Origin of the sequence: Mesorhizobium sp. M2A.F.Ca.ET.046.03.2.1 (assembly GCF_003952425.1) — a bacterium.
Classification (GTDB): Bacteria; Pseudomonadota; Alphaproteobacteria; order Rhizobiales; family Rhizobiaceae; genus Mesorhizobium.
Genome location: NZ_CP034449.1, coordinates 828023 through 846455 on the forward strand (window position 1 = coordinate 828023; position 18433 = coordinate 846455).

The 18433-nt window shown below is 64.2% G+C and carries 10 protein-coding genes; 5 read left to right on the forward strand and 5 right to left on the reverse strand.

Annotated features, from left to right (window positions below; translation table 11 throughout):
• Nucleotides 1-25 precede the first annotated feature (25 nt).
• The 3 genes from EJ072_RS04100 (at nt 26) to EJ072_RS04110 (ending at nt 6074) form a co-directional block, all read left to right on the forward strand.
• Complete coding sequence (locus tag EJ072_RS04100; protein WP_126078128.1) at nt 26-1216, forward strand: integrase core domain-containing protein; 1191 nt, start codon at nt 26-28, stop codon at nt 1214-1216.
• Nucleotides 1217-1551: 335 nt separating this feature from the next.
• Complete coding sequence (locus EJ072_RS04105; protein ID WP_126078677.1) at nt 1552-3921, forward strand: aminomethyltransferase family protein; 2370 nt, start codon at nt 1552-1554, stop codon at nt 3919-3921.
• A gap of 443 nt (nt 3922-4364) precedes the next feature.
• A complete protein-coding gene (locus EJ072_RS04110) occupies nt 4365-6074 on the forward strand; it encodes an APC family permease (protein ID WP_126078678.1) in 1710 nt (569 codons plus the stop codon).
• A gap of 71 nt (nt 6075-6145) precedes the next feature.
• On the opposite strand, the gene EJ072_RS04115 is transcribed toward EJ072_RS04110, so the two are convergent.
• From EJ072_RS04115 to EJ072_RS04135, 5 genes are all read right to left on the reverse strand, one after another.
• Complete coding sequence (locus tag EJ072_RS04115) at nt 6146-7495, reverse strand: LLM class flavin-dependent oxidoreductase (protein WP_126078679.1); 1350 nt, start codon at nt 7493-7495, stop codon at nt 6146-6148.
• Nucleotides 7496-7759: 264 nt separating this feature from the next.
• Nucleotides 7760-10915, reverse strand: a complete 3156-nt coding sequence (locus tag EJ072_RS04120) for an efflux RND transporter permease subunit (protein WP_126078680.1) — start codon at nt 10913-10915, stop codon at nt 7760-7762.
• A gap of 247 nt (nt 10916-11162) precedes the next feature.
• On the reverse strand, nt 11163-12326 hold the full coding sequence (locus tag EJ072_RS04125) for an efflux RND transporter periplasmic adaptor subunit (RefSeq protein ID WP_126078681.1): 1164 nt from the start codon (nt 12324-12326) through the stop codon (nt 11163-11165).
• 52 nt (nt 12327-12378) lie between these two features.
• Nucleotides 12379-12984: a TetR family transcriptional regulator gene (locus EJ072_RS04130; protein ID WP_126078682.1), complete on the reverse strand. Its 606-nt coding sequence runs from the start codon at nt 12982-12984 to the stop codon at nt 12379-12381.
• A 429-nt stretch (nt 12985-13413) separates the two neighbouring features.
• A complete protein-coding gene (locus tag EJ072_RS04135) occupies nt 13414-15054 on the reverse strand; it encodes an acyl-CoA synthetase (protein WP_126078683.1) in 1641 nt (546 codons plus the stop codon).
• Nucleotides 15055-15255: 201 nt separating this feature from the next.
• On the opposite strand from EJ072_RS04135, the gene EJ072_RS04140 reads away from it, so the two are divergent.
• Both EJ072_RS04140 and EJ072_RS04145 read left to right on the forward strand, forming a co-directional pair.
• Complete coding sequence (locus EJ072_RS04140) at nt 15256-16221, forward strand: sugar-binding transcriptional regulator (RefSeq protein WP_126078684.1); 966 nt, start codon at nt 15256-15258, stop codon at nt 16219-16221.
• 81 nt (nt 16222-16302) lie between these two features.
• On the forward strand, nt 16303-18357 hold the full coding sequence (locus EJ072_RS04145; protein ID WP_126083495.1) for a bifunctional aldolase/short-chain dehydrogenase: 2055 nt from the start codon (nt 16303-16305) through the stop codon (nt 18355-18357).
• The last annotated feature ends 76 nt before the right edge of the window (nt 18358-18433 follow it).

Below are 18433 nucleotides of genomic sequence, written 5' to 3' on the forward strand. Positions count from 1 at the left end.
TTCTTGCCAGCCGGGAGGACCGGCGATGGTTTGGCGAGAGACTGGCATCATGGATGAGCGGCTTCGTTTTGTTGTTGAATGCCTAGCTGGCGAGGAGACGATGACGCAGCTTTGCGCGGCCTTCGAGATCTCACGCAAGACCGGCTACAAATGGCTTGGGCGTTACCGGGAGACCGGGCCGGAAGGCCTGCACGACCGGCCGCGGGCGCCGCTCGATCACGGCCGAGCAACGGCAGCCGAGCTGGTGGAGCGGATCGTGGCGGAGAAGGAAGCGCATCCGCTGTGGGGGCCGAAGAAGATCATGGCGCGGCTGAAGCGGGCGGAGCCCAGTTGTGGCTGGCCGGCAGTCTCGACAGCTGGCGAGATCCTGAAGCGGCATGGTCTTGTGGGACGCCGGCGCCGGCGCTGGCGGGCTGTGGGCAATGGGCCATGGCCGGAGCCTGCGGCGCCGAATGCGGTGTGGACGGTAGACCACAAGGGCTGGTTCCGGACCCGTGACGGCTGGCGCTGCGAGCCATTGACGGTGATGGATGCATTGAGCCGCTACCTGCTGGGGCTCGAGGCGACGGGCTCGACGGCCGACGAGGAGGCGTGGCCGGTGTTTGAGCGATTGTTTGAGGAAAACGGTCTGCCGGATCGCATTCGAAGCGACAATGGCCCACCCTTTGCGTCGGCCGGCGTCACAGGGCTGACGCCGCTGGCAGTGCGCTTCATTAAGCTCGGCATCGCCCTGGAGCGCATCCAGCCAGGCAAGCCGCAGCAGAACGGGCGCCATGAGCGTTTCCATCTGACCATGCTGCCGATGGCCGATGCACCGAAGGCTGACAAAGCGGCTCAAGCCAGGGCCTTCGAGAACTTCCGGCGCAGCTACAATGAGGAGCGTCCGCACGAGGCGCTGGGCATGGACACCCCGGCACAGCATTACCGCCCCTCGACCCGACCGATGCCGAAGACAGCCCCTGAACCCGATTATCCGACCGAGGCAGCGGTGCGCGGCGTGCGCCAGAACGGCGCGGTCAAATGGCGGGGCACCGAGATCTATGTCTCGGCCACGTTGGCCGGCGAACCGATTGCCATTGAAGAGACCGAGGATGGCGAGTGGACGATGCGCTTCCACACCCATCCGCTCGGCTTCATCGATGAGAAGCACATGAAACTGGTTCGCCGCAGCGCCGCGCCAAGCCGACCGCTTGGCGCTGCGGCGACCGCATCATAGGGAGAGAAAACTGTTACCTATGTATCCGGTTCAAAGTGTTACCCATCTATCCGCTGGACACTGGCCGCAACGACGGCACTCCGATCCGCAGCGTTGGCGATTGGCGAAATCGAAGGCGGCAGCGTCCTTCGCCCCGTTCACGGGGAGAAGGTGCCCGAAGGGCGGATGAGGGGCGGCGCCGACGTTCGAAGGACAAGCATGTCGGCAAACCACCTCGCGGCGATCGCACCCAGAGCACCACACCTTCTTGCCAAATCCATCTCCCCTGCTATTCTCTCAGCGAAAATAATTTTACACACAGGCAAACTTGTTTCTCGCTCGGAGGAGGGTTTGAGATGAGCCAGTCGCCCTACCCCGCCGTCCTGTCCGGGCCGCCCAAGCCCAGCCTGATCCTGAGGCCCGGCGAGATCCGCCTGCCGCCGGGCCTGGAGCGCTACACCGTGCAGGGCAATGGCGCGGTGCTGATCGACGTCGAGGCGGGCGACAGCGTCAGTGTGACCAATGTCGAGGGCGGGCAGCCTTGCGAATTGCTGGCCTGGGATAAAACGGGGATCACCGATCCCGGCATTTTCGGTGAGAGGTCGAACAGCAATGCGGCCGGCATCAAGGCGCTCCTTGCCGAAGGGGACGACAGTCTCTCGGCGGTTCGCCTCAGCCTCGAGCGCCGCAAGGTGGAGTTCGACCAGCCGAAGGCCGTGCGCGTGTTCGGGGGCGCCACGCCGGCGGGCACCGAGCAGAGTTTTTCCGTGCAGCGCGACGGCGCGCTGCTGATCGCGGCGCCCGGCGGGCCTATGCTGGTCGACGGCCACAACACGGCGACGCCGGTGACCGTGCTGGTGCGCCGCGCCACGATCCGGCTGAAGACGAGAGGGCAGCTTGCCGATCCGCTCGCCGATCCGGTGCTCGATCTCAGGGTGCATTCGGCGACCGCCGAATCCTATTTCGTCAGGGCCGGCGACTATCTGCAGATCATCGACGTCGACGGCCGGCAGTGCACCGATTTCCAGTGCTTTTCGGCGCGCAAACTGGATAAGGGGCACGACCTGCCGCTCGACGTGACGACGACGCGCACGCTGATGGGCTCGGCCTATCCGATGCCCGGCCTGCATTCGAAATATTACGATCAGGACATGGAGCCGCTGGTCGAGGTGGTGCAGGACACATGCGGCCGGCACGATGCGTTCGCGCTCGCCTGCGCCGCCAAATATTACGACGACATCGGCTATCCGGGCCACACCAACTGCTCGGAGAACTTCAACAAGGCGCTTGCCGACAAGGGTGTCACGCCCCGCGCCGGCTGGATGGCCATCAACTTCTTCTTCAACACGGCGATCGACGCGCATGGCGTGATGGTGTCGGACGAACCCTGGTCGCGGCCGGGCGACTATGTTTTGATGCGCGCCCTGACCGATATCGTCTGCGTGTCCTCGGCTTGCCCGGACGACACCACGCCCGCCAATGGCTGGGACCTCACCGACATCCATGTGCGGACCTATTCCGGCCAGCACAAATTCTCGCGAGCGATCGCCAGACGCATGAAGCCCGACTCGGAACCGAAAATGACCCGCGAGACAGCCTTTCATTCGAGCTTTGCCAAGCACACGCGCGATTTCGTCGAATACAGGGGCTATTGGCTGGCCAATTCCTTCGCCAAGGAAGGTCCCATCGCCGAATACTGGGCCTGCCGGCAGGACGCCGTGATCATGGACCTGTCGCCGCTGCGCAAGTTCGAGGTCACCGGACCGGACGCCGAGGCGCTGCTGCAATACACGCTGACACGCGACGTCAAGAAGCTCGGCGTCGGCCAGGTCGTCTATACGGCGATGTGCTACGAGCATGGCGGCATGATCGACGACGGAACGCTGCTCAGGCTCGGCAAGGACAATTTCCGCTGGGTCGGCGGCGACGATTTCTCAGGCGAATGGCTGCGCGAGACCGCCAAGAAACTCGGCTTGAACGTGCTGGTGCGCTCTTCCACCGACCAGATGCACAACATCGCCGTGCAGGGACCGAAGAGCCGCGACATCTTGAAGGAGGTCGTCTGGACCTCGCCGGTACAGCCCTCGATCGGCGAGCTCGAATGGTTCCGCTTCGCCGTCGCCCGCATCGGCGGCGGCAACGGCGTGCCGGTGGTGGTCTCGCGCACCGGCTATACGGGCGAGCTGGGCTATGAAATCTGGTGCCATCCGCGCGACGCCGAAAAAGTGTTCGACGCCGTCTGGGAAGCCGGCCAGCCGCACGGGCTGAAGCCGATGGGCCTGCAGGCGCTCGACATGGTGCGCATCGAGGCCGGACTGATCTTCGCCGGCTACGAATTCTCCGACCAGACCGATCCGTTCGAGGCCGGCATCGGCTTCACCGTGCCGCTGAAGACCAAGGCCGACGACTTCATCGGCCGCGACGCGCTGATCCGGCGCAAGGAGCATCCGCAGCACAGGCTCGTCGGCCTCGACATCGACGCCAACATCCCGGTTGGCCATGGCGACTGCGTCCATGTCGGCCGCGCCCAGATCGGCGTGGTTACCTCCGGCATGCGCTCGCCGGTGCTCGGCAAGACAATCGCGCTGGCACGGCTCGACGTCACCCATGCCGAGATCGGCACGGAGGTCGAGATCGGCAAGCTCGACGGCCACGCCAAGCGGCTGCCGGCGCGCGTCGTGGCCTTCGCGCATTACGATCCGCAGAAGACCAAGCCGAGATCCTGATAGCGGCAGCCCTTGCCTTCTCCCCTTGTGGGGTGAGCAGCCGGTTCCCCGAAGGCGAGTTCATCGTGCCACTGGCACGATGAAATGCCAGCGAACGCCAGGACGCTGCGAAGCAGCGGGGACCGGGAGGTGGATCGGCCCCCGGCCCTTCGCAGACTCAGGGCGTTCGAAGCTCGAAAAGCCAAGCAATTGGCTTTTCGTTCGCTGCGCGACCGCTTCTCACCCCACAAGGGGAGGAGGAAAGAGCCGATGTTTCGCAAGCGTGATGTGCATGACATCCACAAAACGCTTGACGCGAAAGCGCGCCGGATCAATCTTCACTCTAAAGAAAAAAATACGACTGAGTGGAAACACGACGGTTGGGCCATAGTGGCCGGGGAGCAAGCTTCGCGAGAGCCGAAGCGTCGCCGGCGGGGAACAGAAAAAAGGGGAAGACACAAGATATGAGCACGATAAGCACGGCCCTGGAGCAGCCTGCCGAAAGCAAGCTGCTCAGGCATATCGACTGGCGTGGCGCCTTCTGGGTGGCGAGCGGCGTTCCGGCGCTGGTCCTGTTCTCGATCGGCGGCATTGCCGGCACGACTGGAACCCTGGCCTTCCTGATCTGGACGGTGTCCATGATCATGGGTTTCCTGCAATCCTTCACCTATGCGGAGATTGCCGGCCTGTTCCCGAACAAGTCGGGCGGCGCCTCGATCTACGGCGCTACCGCCTGGCTGCGCTATTCGAAATTCATCGCGCCGCTGTCGGTGTGGTGCAACTGGTTCGCCTGGTCGCCGGTGCTGTCGCTCGGCTGCTCCATCGCCGCCGCCTATATCCTCAACGCCCTGGCGCCGATCCCGGTCTTCTCCGAGACCTCGCCGGAGGTCGTCGCCTATATCGCCGCGCATGCGGGGACGGCCCCTGCCGACGCCATCGCGGCGGTGACGGCCGCCGCGACGCCGGCGATCCGCACCTGGACGCTGTGGGGCCATACGCTGGGACCCGTCTCCTTCACGCTCAACGCCACCTTCTTCATAGGCACGGTGCTGATGCTGGTCATCTTCGCCATCCAGCATCGCGGCATCCTCGGCACGGCCAATGTGCAGAAATATATCGGCCTGCTGGTCATCATCCCGATGCTGATCGTCGGCGTGGTGCCGATCATCACCGGCCAGATCGACTACGCCAACTTCTCGCCGCTGGTGCCGCTGGCGGCGGCCTATGCGCCCGACCCCGGGTCGTGGAACATCGCCGGCTGGACACTCGTGCTGGGCGGCATGTTCATCGCCGCATGGTCGACCTACGGCTTCGAGACCGCGGTCTGCTACACGTCGGAGTTCAAGAACCCCGGCACCGACACGTTCAAGGCGATCTTCTATTCCGGCCTGCTCTGCATGCTGTTGTTCATCCTGGTGCCCTTCACCTTCCAGGGCGTTCTGGGCCTGAACGGCATGCTGGCGACGCCGATCGTCGACGGCTCGGGCGTCGCCGACGCGCTGGCCGGCATGGTCGGCGGCGGCAAGCTGATCCACAGCCTGCTGGTCATGCTGATGATCCTGGCGCTGGTGCTCTGCATCATGACGGCGATGGCTGGCTCCTCGCGCACGCTCTACCAGGGCTCGGTCGACGGTTGGCTGCCGCGCTATCTCAGCCATGTCAACGAGCACGGCGCGCCGACGCGGGCGATGTGGACCGACCTGATCTTCAACCTGATCGTGCTGGCCATCGCCTCGGCCGATGCGACGAGCTTCTTCTTCATCCTCGCCGTGTCGAACTGCGGCTATATCATCTTCAACTTCCTCAACCTCAATGCCGGCTGGATCCACCGCATCGACAACGGCCACATCACGCGGCCGTGGCGGGCGCCGACCTGGCTGCTCGGCATCGGCGCCATCTTCGCCTATGTCAACGCGATCTTCATGGGCGCCGGCGCCAAGGTCTGGAACCCGATGGCGCTGTGGGCCGGCCTGATCACGGCTGCCTTGATCATCCCGGTGTTCTGCTTCCGCCATTACATCCAGGATGGCGGCAAATTCCCCGACCATATGATGGCCGACCTCGGCATGGCGGGGGCCGACCTCTCGGTCAAGAAGGCGGGCATGCTGCCCTATCTGACGCTCGCCGCCGGCGTGATCGTGATGCTGATCGCCAACTGGGTGTTCGTCATCTGACGTGGCAACCCGAACGAAACGGGCGCGCCTCGGCGCGCCCGTTTTCTTTTGCGAGTTGGTCGAAGCAGAGATCAGCCGGCCTTACGGACGGCCTCCTCTTCAAAGAACCGGTTCGGCGGCCGCTTCAGGCCGAGATTCTCGCGCAGCGTCGATCCTTCATAGTCGCGCCTGAAGATCCCGCGACGTTGCAGCTCGGGCACCACCTTCTCGGCGAAGTCGTCGAGCCCGGCGGGCAGATAGGGGAACATGACATTGAAGCCATCGGAACCGTCGGTGAGCAGCCATTCCTCCATCTCGTCGGCGATGGTTTTCGGGGTACCAACGAAAGCCAGTCCGGAATAGCCGCCGAGCCGCTGCGCTAGCTGGCGAACGGTCAGGTTTTCACTGCGCGCCAGTTCAATGACGCGTTCGCGGCTGCTCTTCGAGGCATTGGTCTCCGGAATGTCTGGCAACGGTCCGTCCGGATCGAAACCGGACGCGTCGTGGCCGAGCGCGATCGACAGCGAGGCGATGCCGCTCTCGTAATAGACGAGGCTGTCGAGCTTCGCGCGCTTGGCCCGCGCCTCCTCGACACTGTCGCCGACGATGACGAAGGCGCCGGGCAGGATCTTGATGTCGTCGCGCGCGCGGCCAAGTTTTTCCGCTCGGCCTTTCACGTCGGCAAGGAAGCGCTGGCCGGATGCCAGGTCGGGCGGCGCAGCGAAGATCACCTCCGCCGTCTCGGCGGCCAGTTGGCGTCCGACGTCAGACGCGCCGGCCTGGACGATGACCGGCCAGCCCTGCACCGGCCTGGCGATGTTGAGTGGCCCTCGCACCGACAGATGCTCGCCCTTGTGGTCGAGCACATGGAGTTTCGCCGGATCGAAATAGAGCCCGCTCTCCGCATCGCGGATGAAGGCGTCGTCGGCAAAACTGTCCCACAACCCGGTAACGACATCGTAGAACTCGCGCGCCCGGTGGTAGCGCTCGTCATGCTCGACATGCTCGTCGAGGCCGAAATTCAGCGCCGCGTCGGGATTGGACGTGGTGACGATGTTCCAGCCGGCGCGTCCGCCGCTGATATGGTCGAGCGAGGCGAAGCGGCGGGCGATGTGATAGGGCGCGTCGAAGGTGGTCGAAGCGGTGGCGACCAGGCCGATGTGGTCGGTGACGGCGGCAAGCGCCGAGAGCAGCGTGAACGGCTCGAAGGACGTTACCGTGTGGCTGCGCCGCAGCGCCTCGATCGGCATGTTGAGCACCGCCAGATGATCGGCCATGAAGAAGGCGTCGAACTTGGCCGCCTCGAGCGTCTGCGCGAAACGCTTGAGATGCGCGAAGTTGAAGTTGGCGTCGGGATAAGCGCCCGGGTAACGCCAGGCGCCGGTGTGAAGACTGACGGGGCGCATGAAGGCGCCGAGCCGCAATTGCCGTTTTTCTGACATGAGGAATGATCCAGCGATGACGAGCGTTGCCGCTCCGATATTAGCGCAGGATCGGCCTGCATCGCGCCGCTGAAAAGGAATTCTGTTTTGCCGAAGCCCTGCCGCGGAGCATTTTCGCCCGGCTGGCCTTTATGCGGATCATCCGCCACCGGCTTTCGCCGATGGCGGATGATCCAAGGTTGCCACCTTATCGTTGGAGCATGATCTCTTTTGAACCGAAGGTCAGCGCAGCAAAAACCGCTATGCACTTTTAGGGATCATGCTTTATTCCGCGGCCAGTGCCAGCTGCGGCCGTTCGATGCCTTCGATCTTCTCCGGCTCCGGCGCCTGCTCGTCGGTCTTGGCCTTCTTCGGCGCACGGCCGAAGAACAGCGCGTAGCCGGCCGGCAGCACCAGAATGGTGAGCACGGTCGCGACCAGGATGCCGCCCATCATGGCGTAGGCGAGCGGTCCCCAGAAGACGGCGCGCGAGATCGGGATCAGCGCCAGCACGGCGGTCAGCGCCGTCAGCATGATCGGCCGGAAGCGGCGCACCGCCGCACCCACGATCGCTTCCGATTGGTCCATGCCTGCCGCGATGTCCTGATCGATCTGGTCGACCAGGATGATCGAGTTGCGCATGATGATGCCGAGCAGCGCGATGACGCCGAGGATGGCGACGAAGCCGAAGGGCGCGCCGCTGATCAGCAGCGCCGCGGCGGCGCCGATGATGCCGAGCGGACCTGTGGCGAGCACCAGCATCGACTTGCCGAAATGCTGCAGCTGGACCATCAGCAGCACGACGATGATGGCCAGCATGATCGGCGCCTTGGCGGCGATCGAAGCCTGGCTCTCGGCCGAATCCTCGGCGCCGCCCTGGATCTCGATCTTGTAGCCGGGCGCTAGGCCGGCGCGCAGGTCCTTCATGTCGTTGTACATCTTGGTGACGACGTCGTTCGACTGCACGCCGTCCGGCAACGTGGCGCGCACGCTGATCGTCGGCAGGCGGTCGCGTCGCCATTCGACGCCCTGCTCCATGACCGGCACGACCTTGGCCACCTGCGAGAGCGGCACCGAGCCGCCGAAGTCGGTTGGGATGTAGACGGAGTCGACCGAAGACAGGAGATGGCGGGTCGCCTCCGGCTCGCGGGCGACGATCGACACCGTCTCCTCGCCGTCGCGGAAGTCGTCGAGCGCCGCGCCGGACATGGTGGCCTGCAGCACCTGGCGGATGCGCTGCGAGGTTACGCCAAGGGCGCGAGCACGATCCTGGTCGATCACCAGCTTCATTGCCGGCACCGTTTCCAGCCAATCGTCATGGATGGCGCCGAGCAGCGGGTTGGCCTGGAACTTCGCCTTCACCTCGTCGGCGATGCGGCGCACCTCCTTGCGGTCCGGACCCATGATGCGCATCTGCACGGGCCAGCCCGTCGGCGGTCCAAGGAACAGGCGGTCGACCTTGCCGCGGATCGAGGGGAAGTCCTTGGCGAGGATGCCGCGCATCTTGACGATCAGCCGCTCGCGCGCCGGCTCGTCCTTGGCCATCACCAGGAGCTGGGCGAAGTTGGGATTCCTGAGCTGCTGGTCGAGGGGCAGGAAGAAGCGCGGGGCACCTTCGCCGATATAGGTGGCGATGAAGCGCTTGTCGGGATCGTCCATCATTTTCGCTTCCAGCGCCTTGGCCTGGTTCTCGACCTCCTTGATCGAGGTGCCTTCCGGCAGCCAGAGATCGACGAGGATTTCCGGACGCGAGGATTGCGGGAAGAAATTCTGCGGGATGAACTGGAAGGCCCACAGGCTGGTGGCGAAGGTGACCAGGGTCATCACCAGAACGATGATGCGGTGGCGCACGGCCCAGGCGACCGTCGCGCGCAGGCGGCGGTAGAAGCCAGTGTCGAAGACATCGTGGTGGGTGCCGGCATGCTTGCGCTGCTTGAGGATCATGTAGCCCAGCCACGGCGTGAAATAGACCGCGACGAACCACGACACGATCAGCGCGATGCCGACGACATAGAACAGCGTGCGCACATATTCGCCGGCAGTGGATGCCGCGAAGCCGACCGGGATGAAGCCCGCCGTGGTGATCAGCGTTCCAGTGAGCATCGGGAAGGCGGTCGATGTATAGGCGAAGCTCGCCGCCTCGATCTTGACCAGCCCTTCCTCGAGCTTTCGTTCCATCATCTCGACGACGATCATGGCGTCGTCAACCAGGAGACCGAGCGCGATGATCAAAGCGCCGAGCGAGATGCGCTGCAGGTCGATGCCGATCTCGTACATGATGGCGAAGGTGGCGGCCAGAACCAGCGGGATGGCGATGGCGATCACCAGGCCCGAGCGCCAGCCGATCGACAGCAGCGACACGGCGAGCACGATGAGCAGCGCTTCGCCGAGCGCTTCCATGAATTCGCTCACCGCGTCCTTGACCACCTCCGGCTGATCCGAGATCTGGTCGACCGAAACGCCGTAGGGCAGCCCGGCCTCGAAGCGCTGGTAGGTCGCCTCGACATCCTTGCCGACGTCCCTGACGTTGAAACCCTTGGCCATGACGACGCCGACCTGGACGCTCTCATGGCCGTTGAAACGGTATTTGCGCTCATAAGGGTCTTCGAGACCGGACGAGACGGTGGCGATATCGCCGAGACGCGTCACCTGATTGCCGGAGCGCAGCCTGAGCTCGCGGATATCCGCGGCCTTGGTGACGTCGCCCTCGACCGAGATGCGCACCGAGCGCAGGCCGGTGTCGACCGAGCCCGCCGGATCGACAGCGTTCTGCCCCTTCACGGCGTTCTGCAAGTCGACGATGGTCAGGCCGCGCTCGGCCAGCGCCTTGGACGAGACGTCGATATAGATCTTCTCCGGCTGGTCGCCGATGATGACGGCCTTCTCGACGCCGGGCGTCGTCAACAGCATATCGCGCGCCTGGATGGCGAACTTCTTCAGCTCCGGATAGGTGAAGCCGTCGCCGCTGATCGAATGCAAGGTGATGAAGGTGTCGCCGAACTCGTCGTTGAAATACGGACCGAGCAGGCCTTGCGGCAACTCATTGGAAATGTCGCCGACCTTCTTGCGCACCTGATAGAAGGCGTCCTTCACCTCCTCGGCATTGGTGTCGCCTTTCACCTGCAGCATGATGATGGTGCTGCCGGCACGCGTGTAGGAGCGCACGAAATCGAGATGCGGCGTTTCCTGCAGCTTGCGCTCGATCTTGTTGACGACCTGGTCCTCCATGTCCTGGATCGAGGCGCCGGGCCAGATCGCCTGCACCACCATGATGCGGAAGGTGAAGTCCGGGTCTTCCTTCTGGCCCATGCGCATCAGGCCCATCGCGCCGGCCAGGATGATCAACCCGAACAGGAAGCGCGCGATGCTCGGATGTCCGATCGCCCAGCGCGAGAGATTGAAGGGGCGCTTTTCAGTGCTGCTGTCGGTCGTGGTGGTCATGGCGCAAGTCCAGTCCAATTGGCCGGCAATGCATAGCTGGCATTGCCCGTGAATTCTCGGTCGGGTTTCCGGGCGGCGAGACCCTCAAGCGGAGAGAGACTCGCAAATCGCGCTGGACGCGGCACTGCCGCGGGGGGAGCCAACATGCCGGCATCCCGCGATCGGGTGTTCGCCGCCCGGAACCCATGCCCTTCCCCGGCTCGTGGCTCGAAGCAGCGAGAGCGGGAAAGGCGTCTGTTACGCCTGGCTAGTGCAGGCTGCCGGTGGTTGCGACATCCTCTGCCGCCGAGGCGGATTGCTGGGCGTCGCCGGAAAGCTTGACCTTCAGGTTTTCGGTCATGAACTGGGTGCCTGCCGCGACCACGACATCGCCCTGTTTCAGGCCGTCGGCCACGGTGACGCCGTCGGCGGTGAAGTTGGCGACCTTGATCGGGCGCGGATGCACGGTGTCGGAGGCGCGGTCCACTGTCCAGACGATCTGCTTGCCGTCCTTTTCGGTCATCGCGGTGAGCGGGATCGAGACGAGCTCAGCCTTGCTGCCGACGATCGCCTGGACATTGGCGGTCATGCCGAGTAGCACGCGCGGATCGTTGGGCAGCGACACCCGGACGGCGAAGGTGCGCGACTGCGGATCGGCGCTGCCGGCGACCTCGCGGACCTTGCCGTCAAGGGTGAGCCCTTCGTCAGACCAGAAGCTCGCCTTGACCTCCTTGCCGGGCTTGAAGCCCGCGATATCCATCTCCGGCACCGCGATCGAAACTTCCTTCTCGCCGTCAACCGCGACGGTCATCACCGGCGTGCCGGCGGCGACCACCTGGCCGACATCGGCGGAGATGGCGGTGACGATGCCGTTCTTGCTGGCTTTCAGATCGGCGTATTGAACCTGGTTCTGCGCCTGGGCCAGCGTCGAACGAGCGGCGTCGCGGTTCGCCACGGCCTGGTCGTAGGTCAGCCGCACCTGGTCGAGCTGCGACTTCGGCGCGAAATTCTTGGCATAGAGTTGCTCGGCGCGCTTCCTGGCAAGGTCGACGGTCTCGACCTGGCGCTCGGCCGCGTCGAGGCTGGCCGCGGCGCTCTTCACCGACAATTCGTAATCGGCCGGATCGATGCGGGCGAGGACGTCGCCCTCATCCACGTGCTGACCGATGTCGACCAGGCGCTCGGTGACCTTGCCGGCGATGCGGAAGCCGAGATTCATCTCGGTGCGGGCGCGCACCGAACCGGAATAGTCAAGCTGACGGGTGGTCTGCGCCTCGCCGATCTCGACCACCTTGACCGGCCGGACGACCTCCTGGACGACCTCGGCCTTCTCCTGGCTGCAGCCGGCAAGGCCAAGCACTGCTGCGATAACGGCGGCGGTTGGGAGGCCGGCGGCCGGCAGCTTGCGGAGGATGGAATTGGACAAAGACACCTTAGCACTCCCGAACTGGAGATGATCGTCGACCGCACCCGGCGGGCGGCTTCTATTTCAAGGCTCTGATGGCGTAGTCGATAAGTTCGTCGGGCATCGCCCGGTTGGTCTTTGCAAGGCACTGCGCCACCATCTGCGGATGGCATAGAATGATGGTCGCGGCGCCGAAGCAGCGCGAGGCCGTCTCGGGATCCTGTTCCCTGAACTCGCCGGCCTCGATGCCCTCGCGGATCACTTCGGCGAAGAGGTCGTGGATGCTGTTGACATGCTTGTCGATGACGCCCCAGTCGCGTTCCAGCGCGACGATGACCATCTCATGCACCTTCTCCTGGTCGAGCATGACCTCCAGCGTCATCTTGTACTGGGCATGGATGTAGCGCCGCAGCCGTTCCTCGGCGCTGATCGGCAGGTGCATAATCTCATAGGCCATCTTGTAGCTGGCGCCGAGCATGCGGCCGCAGACGGCCTGGTGGATTTCGACCTTGGAGGCAAAGAAACGATAGATGTTGGCCGGCGACATGCCGAGCTCGCGGGCGATGTCGGCGACGTTGGTCTTGCCGTAGCCATAGTGACGGAACAGCCGCTCGGCGCAGTCGAGAATGCGGGTCACATTCTCCTGTCTGGTGGGGTCTGCCACGATGTTGGCGGCTTCGGACATGGCGCTTTCGGTTTGACGAGTGACGAATTTCAATTTTCGTCAGTCGTAAAACGAAAGCAGCGAGGAGTCAACGCAAAATCGACGTACGCGTATAACTGGTGACAGATGGTGACAGTTGCGAGGGCCGGGGTTTACGATTAGCCATTTGCCCCGGCGGCGTCGTCATCCACGGGCGGAGCAAGGAGCGAAGCGACGCGCGCAGACCCGAGGATCCATTCCGTGACGTAGGCCGAAGAACGAAGGCGGATCAAGGTTACGACGATATCGTCGCTGACGGCTACTCTCAACCGCCGGAGCGCGGCCGCATGGTCACGGCATAGATCCTAGGGTTTCCGCGACGTCGCTTCGCTCCTTGCTCCGCCCGTGGATGACGAAGTCGCGGTTGCTAGCGCAAGCTGTCGACGTCGCGGTCATGGCGGGAGGAGCGTACTACGCCCCCTTCGCCATTTCCCTTAGCCGGAACTTCTGGATCTTCCCCGTGGACGTCTTCGGGATTTCCGCGAACACCACCGCCTTCGGCACCTTGAAGCGGGCCAGCAGCCCCCGGCAATGCTCGATGATCTCGGCTTCGGTCGCGGTCTTGCCGGGCTTCAGCTCGACATAGGCGACCGGCACCTCGCCCCATTTCTCATCCGCGCGGGCCACCACACCGCAGGAGGCGACCGACGGATGCTTGTAGAGCGCGTCCTCGACCTCGATGGAGGAGATGTTCTCACCGCCCGAGATGATGATGTCCTTGGAGCGGTCCTTGAGCTGGATATAGCCGTCGGGGTGCATGACGCCGAGGTCGCCGGAATGGAACCAGCCGCCGGCGAAGGCCTCGTCGGTCGCCTTCCGGTTCTTCAGATAGCCCTTCATGACGATATTGCCGCGGAACATGACCTCGCCAATGGTCTCGCCGTCGGCCGGCGTCTCCGCCATCGTCTCGGGGTCCATGATCGTCAGCCCTTCCAGCGCGGCATAGCGCACGCCCTGGCGCGCTTTCTTCGCCGTCCTCGGCCCCTTCTCCAGCGCGTCCCACTCATTGTGCCATTCGTTGACGACGGCCGGACCGTAGGTCTCGGTCAGGCCGTAGAGATGGGTGACGGCAAAGCCGGCGTCGGCCATACCGGCAAGCACAGCTTCCGGCGGCGGCGCGGCGGCGGTGTTGAAGGTGACGGTCTGCGGGAACTGGCGCTTGTCCTCGTCCTTCGCGTTGATCAGCACCGACATGACGATCGGCGCGCCGCACAGATGGGTGACGCCGTGATCGGCGATCGCGTCATATATCGGCTTCGCCCGCACCCAGCGCAGGCAGACATGGGTGCCGGCCTGGACGGCAAGCGTCCAGGGAAAGCACCAGCCGTTGCAATGGAACATCGGCAGCGTCCACAGATAGACCGCGTGCCTGGCCATGCCGGCATGGATGGTGTTGGTGTAGGCCATCAGGGCGGCACCACGATGATGGTAGACGACGCCCTTCGGGTTGCCGGTGGTGCCGGACGTGTAGTTGAGCGAGATGGCTTCCCATTCGTCGTCCGGCATCGACCATGCGAACGCCTCGTCGCCCGCGGCGACGAAGTCCTCATAATCGAGCACGCCGATCCGCTCGCCCTTCGGGTAGGGAGCGTCGGCGGCATAATCGGGATCATCATAGTCGATGATCAACGGCTTGGCCTTGGCCAACACCAAGGCCTCCTTGACCACGCCCGAGAATTCGCGGTCGACGATCAGCACCTTCGAGTCGGCATGATCGAGCTGAAAGGCGAGGATGGCGGCGTCGAGGCGGGTATTCAGGGAATGCAACACCGCCTTCACCATCGGCACGCCGAAATGCGCTTCCAGCATCGGCGGCGTGTTGGAGAGCATCACCGTCACCGTGTCGCCCTTGCCGATGCCGTGCCGCGCAAGCGCCGATGCAAGCTTCAGCGAGCGGCGCCAGAACTCGCGATAGGTGATGCGCTGGCTGCCATGGATGATAGCGACATGGTCGGGATAGGTCTTGGCAGTGCGTTCAAGGTAAGTGAGCGGCGTCAGCGGCTGGTAATTGGCGGCGTTCCTGTCGAGATCCTGTTCGTAGGGATTGGCCATCCCGTTCTCCCCAAGTTCTTTTCGAACCTTCTAACCTCAGGCCCGCTGTCACGCTATCCCTCCGAATAGCTGAAAATGCTATGATCCGGTCGCTTGACAGAACGGCGATCCACGCTGAGCCCTGCCGACAGGTAAACGCCTCCGCTCACTCAGGTTTGACTTTTGTCGAGAGCCGTGACTAATGTCAGCCAGGGAGGCGGCATGGCGATCAGACCGGCAGAACAGCTCATCCACAAGGCCGCCTGGCTTTACTATGCGCATGGCCTTCGCCAGGACGAAGTGGCGAGCCAGCTCAACATTTCGCGGGCCTCGGTCGCCATGTATCTGCGCAAGGCGCGCGAGACCGGCATCGTCAACATCTCGACCTCGACGCAGCTCTTCACCGACGATGTTATGGCACGCAAGGTTGAAGACGCCTTCGAGCTCGACGCCGTCTGGATCGCGCCGGAAAATGCCTATCTCGCCGATCCCTCAACCGACATCGCGGTGCTCGCGGCCAGCGTCTTTCTCGAGCTGGTGAAGAAGGGCGACCGGATCGGCGTCGCCTGGGGCCGCACCGTTTACACCATAGCCGACATCATGTCCTTCGCCGACCTGCAGGACGTCACCGTGGTGCAGCTCTGCGGCAATCTCGGCGCGCCCTATTCCTATCGGCCCGACCAGTGCACGATGGAGATCGCGCGACGGCTCAACGCCAAGGGCCTGAACTTCTATGCGCCGCTGGTGCTGTCGACGGAAGAGCTGGCGAAGAGCCTGCGCGCCGAGCCGGTGATCCGCGAGCAGCTCGCCGGCATCGCCGACTGCGATCTGGCGCTCTATTCCGTCGGCGCGGTCGACGCCGACAGCCATCTGGTGAAATGTGGCGCGCTGTCGCCGGCCGAGATGGAGGCGCTGCGCAGCCAGGGTGCGGCCGGCGTCATCGCCGGGCAGATCATCGACGCCAGGGGCGAGGTGCTCGACTGCAGCTACAACCGGCGCGTCATCTCCGCCGCGCTCGCCTCGCTGCGCGCCATCGAGAAGCGGCTGATGGTGGTGCAGGAAGATACGAAGTTCGAGCCGCTGCTTGCGGCCATCGCCGGCGGGCTCTGCACGCATCTGGTGATCGGCGCGCATATGGCCGAGCGCCTGCTCCAATACGCCGAGGCGGCAACCAAGAAGGCCTCTTAGAAACCACCCTCGCCGCTTCTGTCATAAAGGCGTCGCGGCTTTCTGTTCATGAGCAAAAAGACGAGTATCGGACGCAACGACATGAAGAACCTTTGGAACGACGCTGACGCGGAGAAGATGGTTGCAGACTACGCCAGGAAGGGCGTCGGCGGCGACCTTGCGCTGCGCGTCTACACGACCCGCCTGCTCGGCGGAGAGCCGCGGCTGGTGCTGCATGGCGGCGGCAACACGTCCTGCAAGACCAAGGCCACGGATCTCCTCGGCGACGAATGGGATGTGCTCTGCGTCAAGGGCAGCGGCTGGGACATGGCCGTCATCGAGCCGCAAGGCCTGCCGGCGGTGAAGATGGGCGCGCTGCTCAAGGCGCGCGCGCTGGACAAGCTTTCTGACGAGGACATGGTGGCGCTGCAGCGCTCCAATCTGATCAATCCGTCCTCCCCCAACCCGTCGGTCGAAACGCTGCTGCACGCCTTCCTGCCGCACAAATTCGTCGACCACACGCATTCGACCGCGATCCTGGCCATTGTCGACCAGGAGGACAGCAAACCGCTGATCAAGACCGTGTTCGGCGACAGACTAGGTTACGTGCCCTACATCAAGCCGGGCTTCGACCTCGCCAAGGTGGCCGCGGAAGTCTTCGATGCCGACCCGAGTGTCGAAGGCCTGATCCTCGACAAGCACGGCATCTTCACCTTCGGCGACGATGCCAGGCAGGCCTATGACCGCATGATCCATTATGTGAATGTCGCCGAGGAGTATGTCGCCAGGAAAGGCAAGCCGCGGGCGGCCAAGGCGGCGCTGCCCGCAAAGCTCGCCAAGCCGAGCGACATCGCGCCGACATTGCGCGGCGCGGTTGCCGTGGCGCGCGGCGAAGGCCGTTTCGACCGCATGATCAGCGACTTCCGCACCTCGGACGCAATCGTCGATTTCATCAACTCGGCGAAGATCGCCGACTATGCCGCCCGCGGCGTGTCGACGCCCGATCTGTCGATCCGCATCAAGACCGGGCCGATGGCGGTGCCAGCGCCCGACGCCGACAAGCTCGGCGACTACAAGGCCGTGGTGCGCAGCCATGTCGAGGCCTTCGTCAAGGATTACACCGCCTATTTCGAGACCAATGACGCGCTGGACGAGGTCAACCGCACCATGCTCGACCCGATGCCGCGCCTGACGCTGGTGCCGGGTCTCGGCATGTTCGGCCATGGCCGCACGCTGAAGGATGCCAAGATCGCCTCCGATGTCGGCGAGATGTGGATCGAGGCGGTGCGCGGCGCCGAAGCTATCGGCAATTTTCATCCGCTCTCCAAGGCAGACCTCTTCCCGCTCGAATACTGGTCGCTGGAGCAGGCCAAGCTTGCCTCCAACAAGCCGAAGCCGCTGACCGGCCAGGTGGTGCTGATCACCGGCGGCGCCGGCGCCATCGGCGTCGCGACGGCAAAGCTGTTCGCCGCCAACGGCGCCCATGCGGTGATCGTCGATGTCGACGCAGCCAAGGCCGCGAACGCGGCGAAGGCGGCCGGCAACAACTCGATCGGCGTCGGTGCCGACATCACCAAGCCGGCCGAGATGCGCGCTGCCTTCGACAAGGCGATCGCGGTCTATGGCGGCGTCGATATATTGGTCTCGAACGCGGGAGCCGCCTGGGAAGGCCGTATCGGGGAGCTCGACGACGCCACTCTGCGCAAGAGCTTCGAGCTCAACTTCTTCGCCCACCAGTCGGCGGCGCAGAACGCGGTGCGCATCATGCTGGAACAGGGTACTGGCGGCGTGTTGCTCTTCAACACCTCGAAGCAGGCGATCAATCCCGGCCCGAAATTCGGCGCCTACGGCATTCCGAAGGCGGCGACATTGTTCCTGTCCAGGCAATATGCGTTGGATTACGGCGCCTATGGCATCCGCTCCAACGCGGTCAACGCCGACCGCATCCGCTCCGGCCTCCTGACCGACGCCATGATCGCCAGCCGGTCCGGCGCGCGTGGCGTGTCCGAGAAGGAATATATGTCCGGCAATCTGCTCGGGCAGGAAGTGACAGCCGACGACGTGGCGCAGGCCTTCCTGCACCAGGCGCTGGCCGAGCGTACCACCGCCGATGTGACCACCGTCGACGGCGGCAACATCGCGGCGGCGCTGCGGTGATGCTTGTCCTGTAAAGCACAGGGTACCTGCTTGCAGGAATGCTCCTCTGTAGCTACATTGTGCTCCAGAGGAGTCG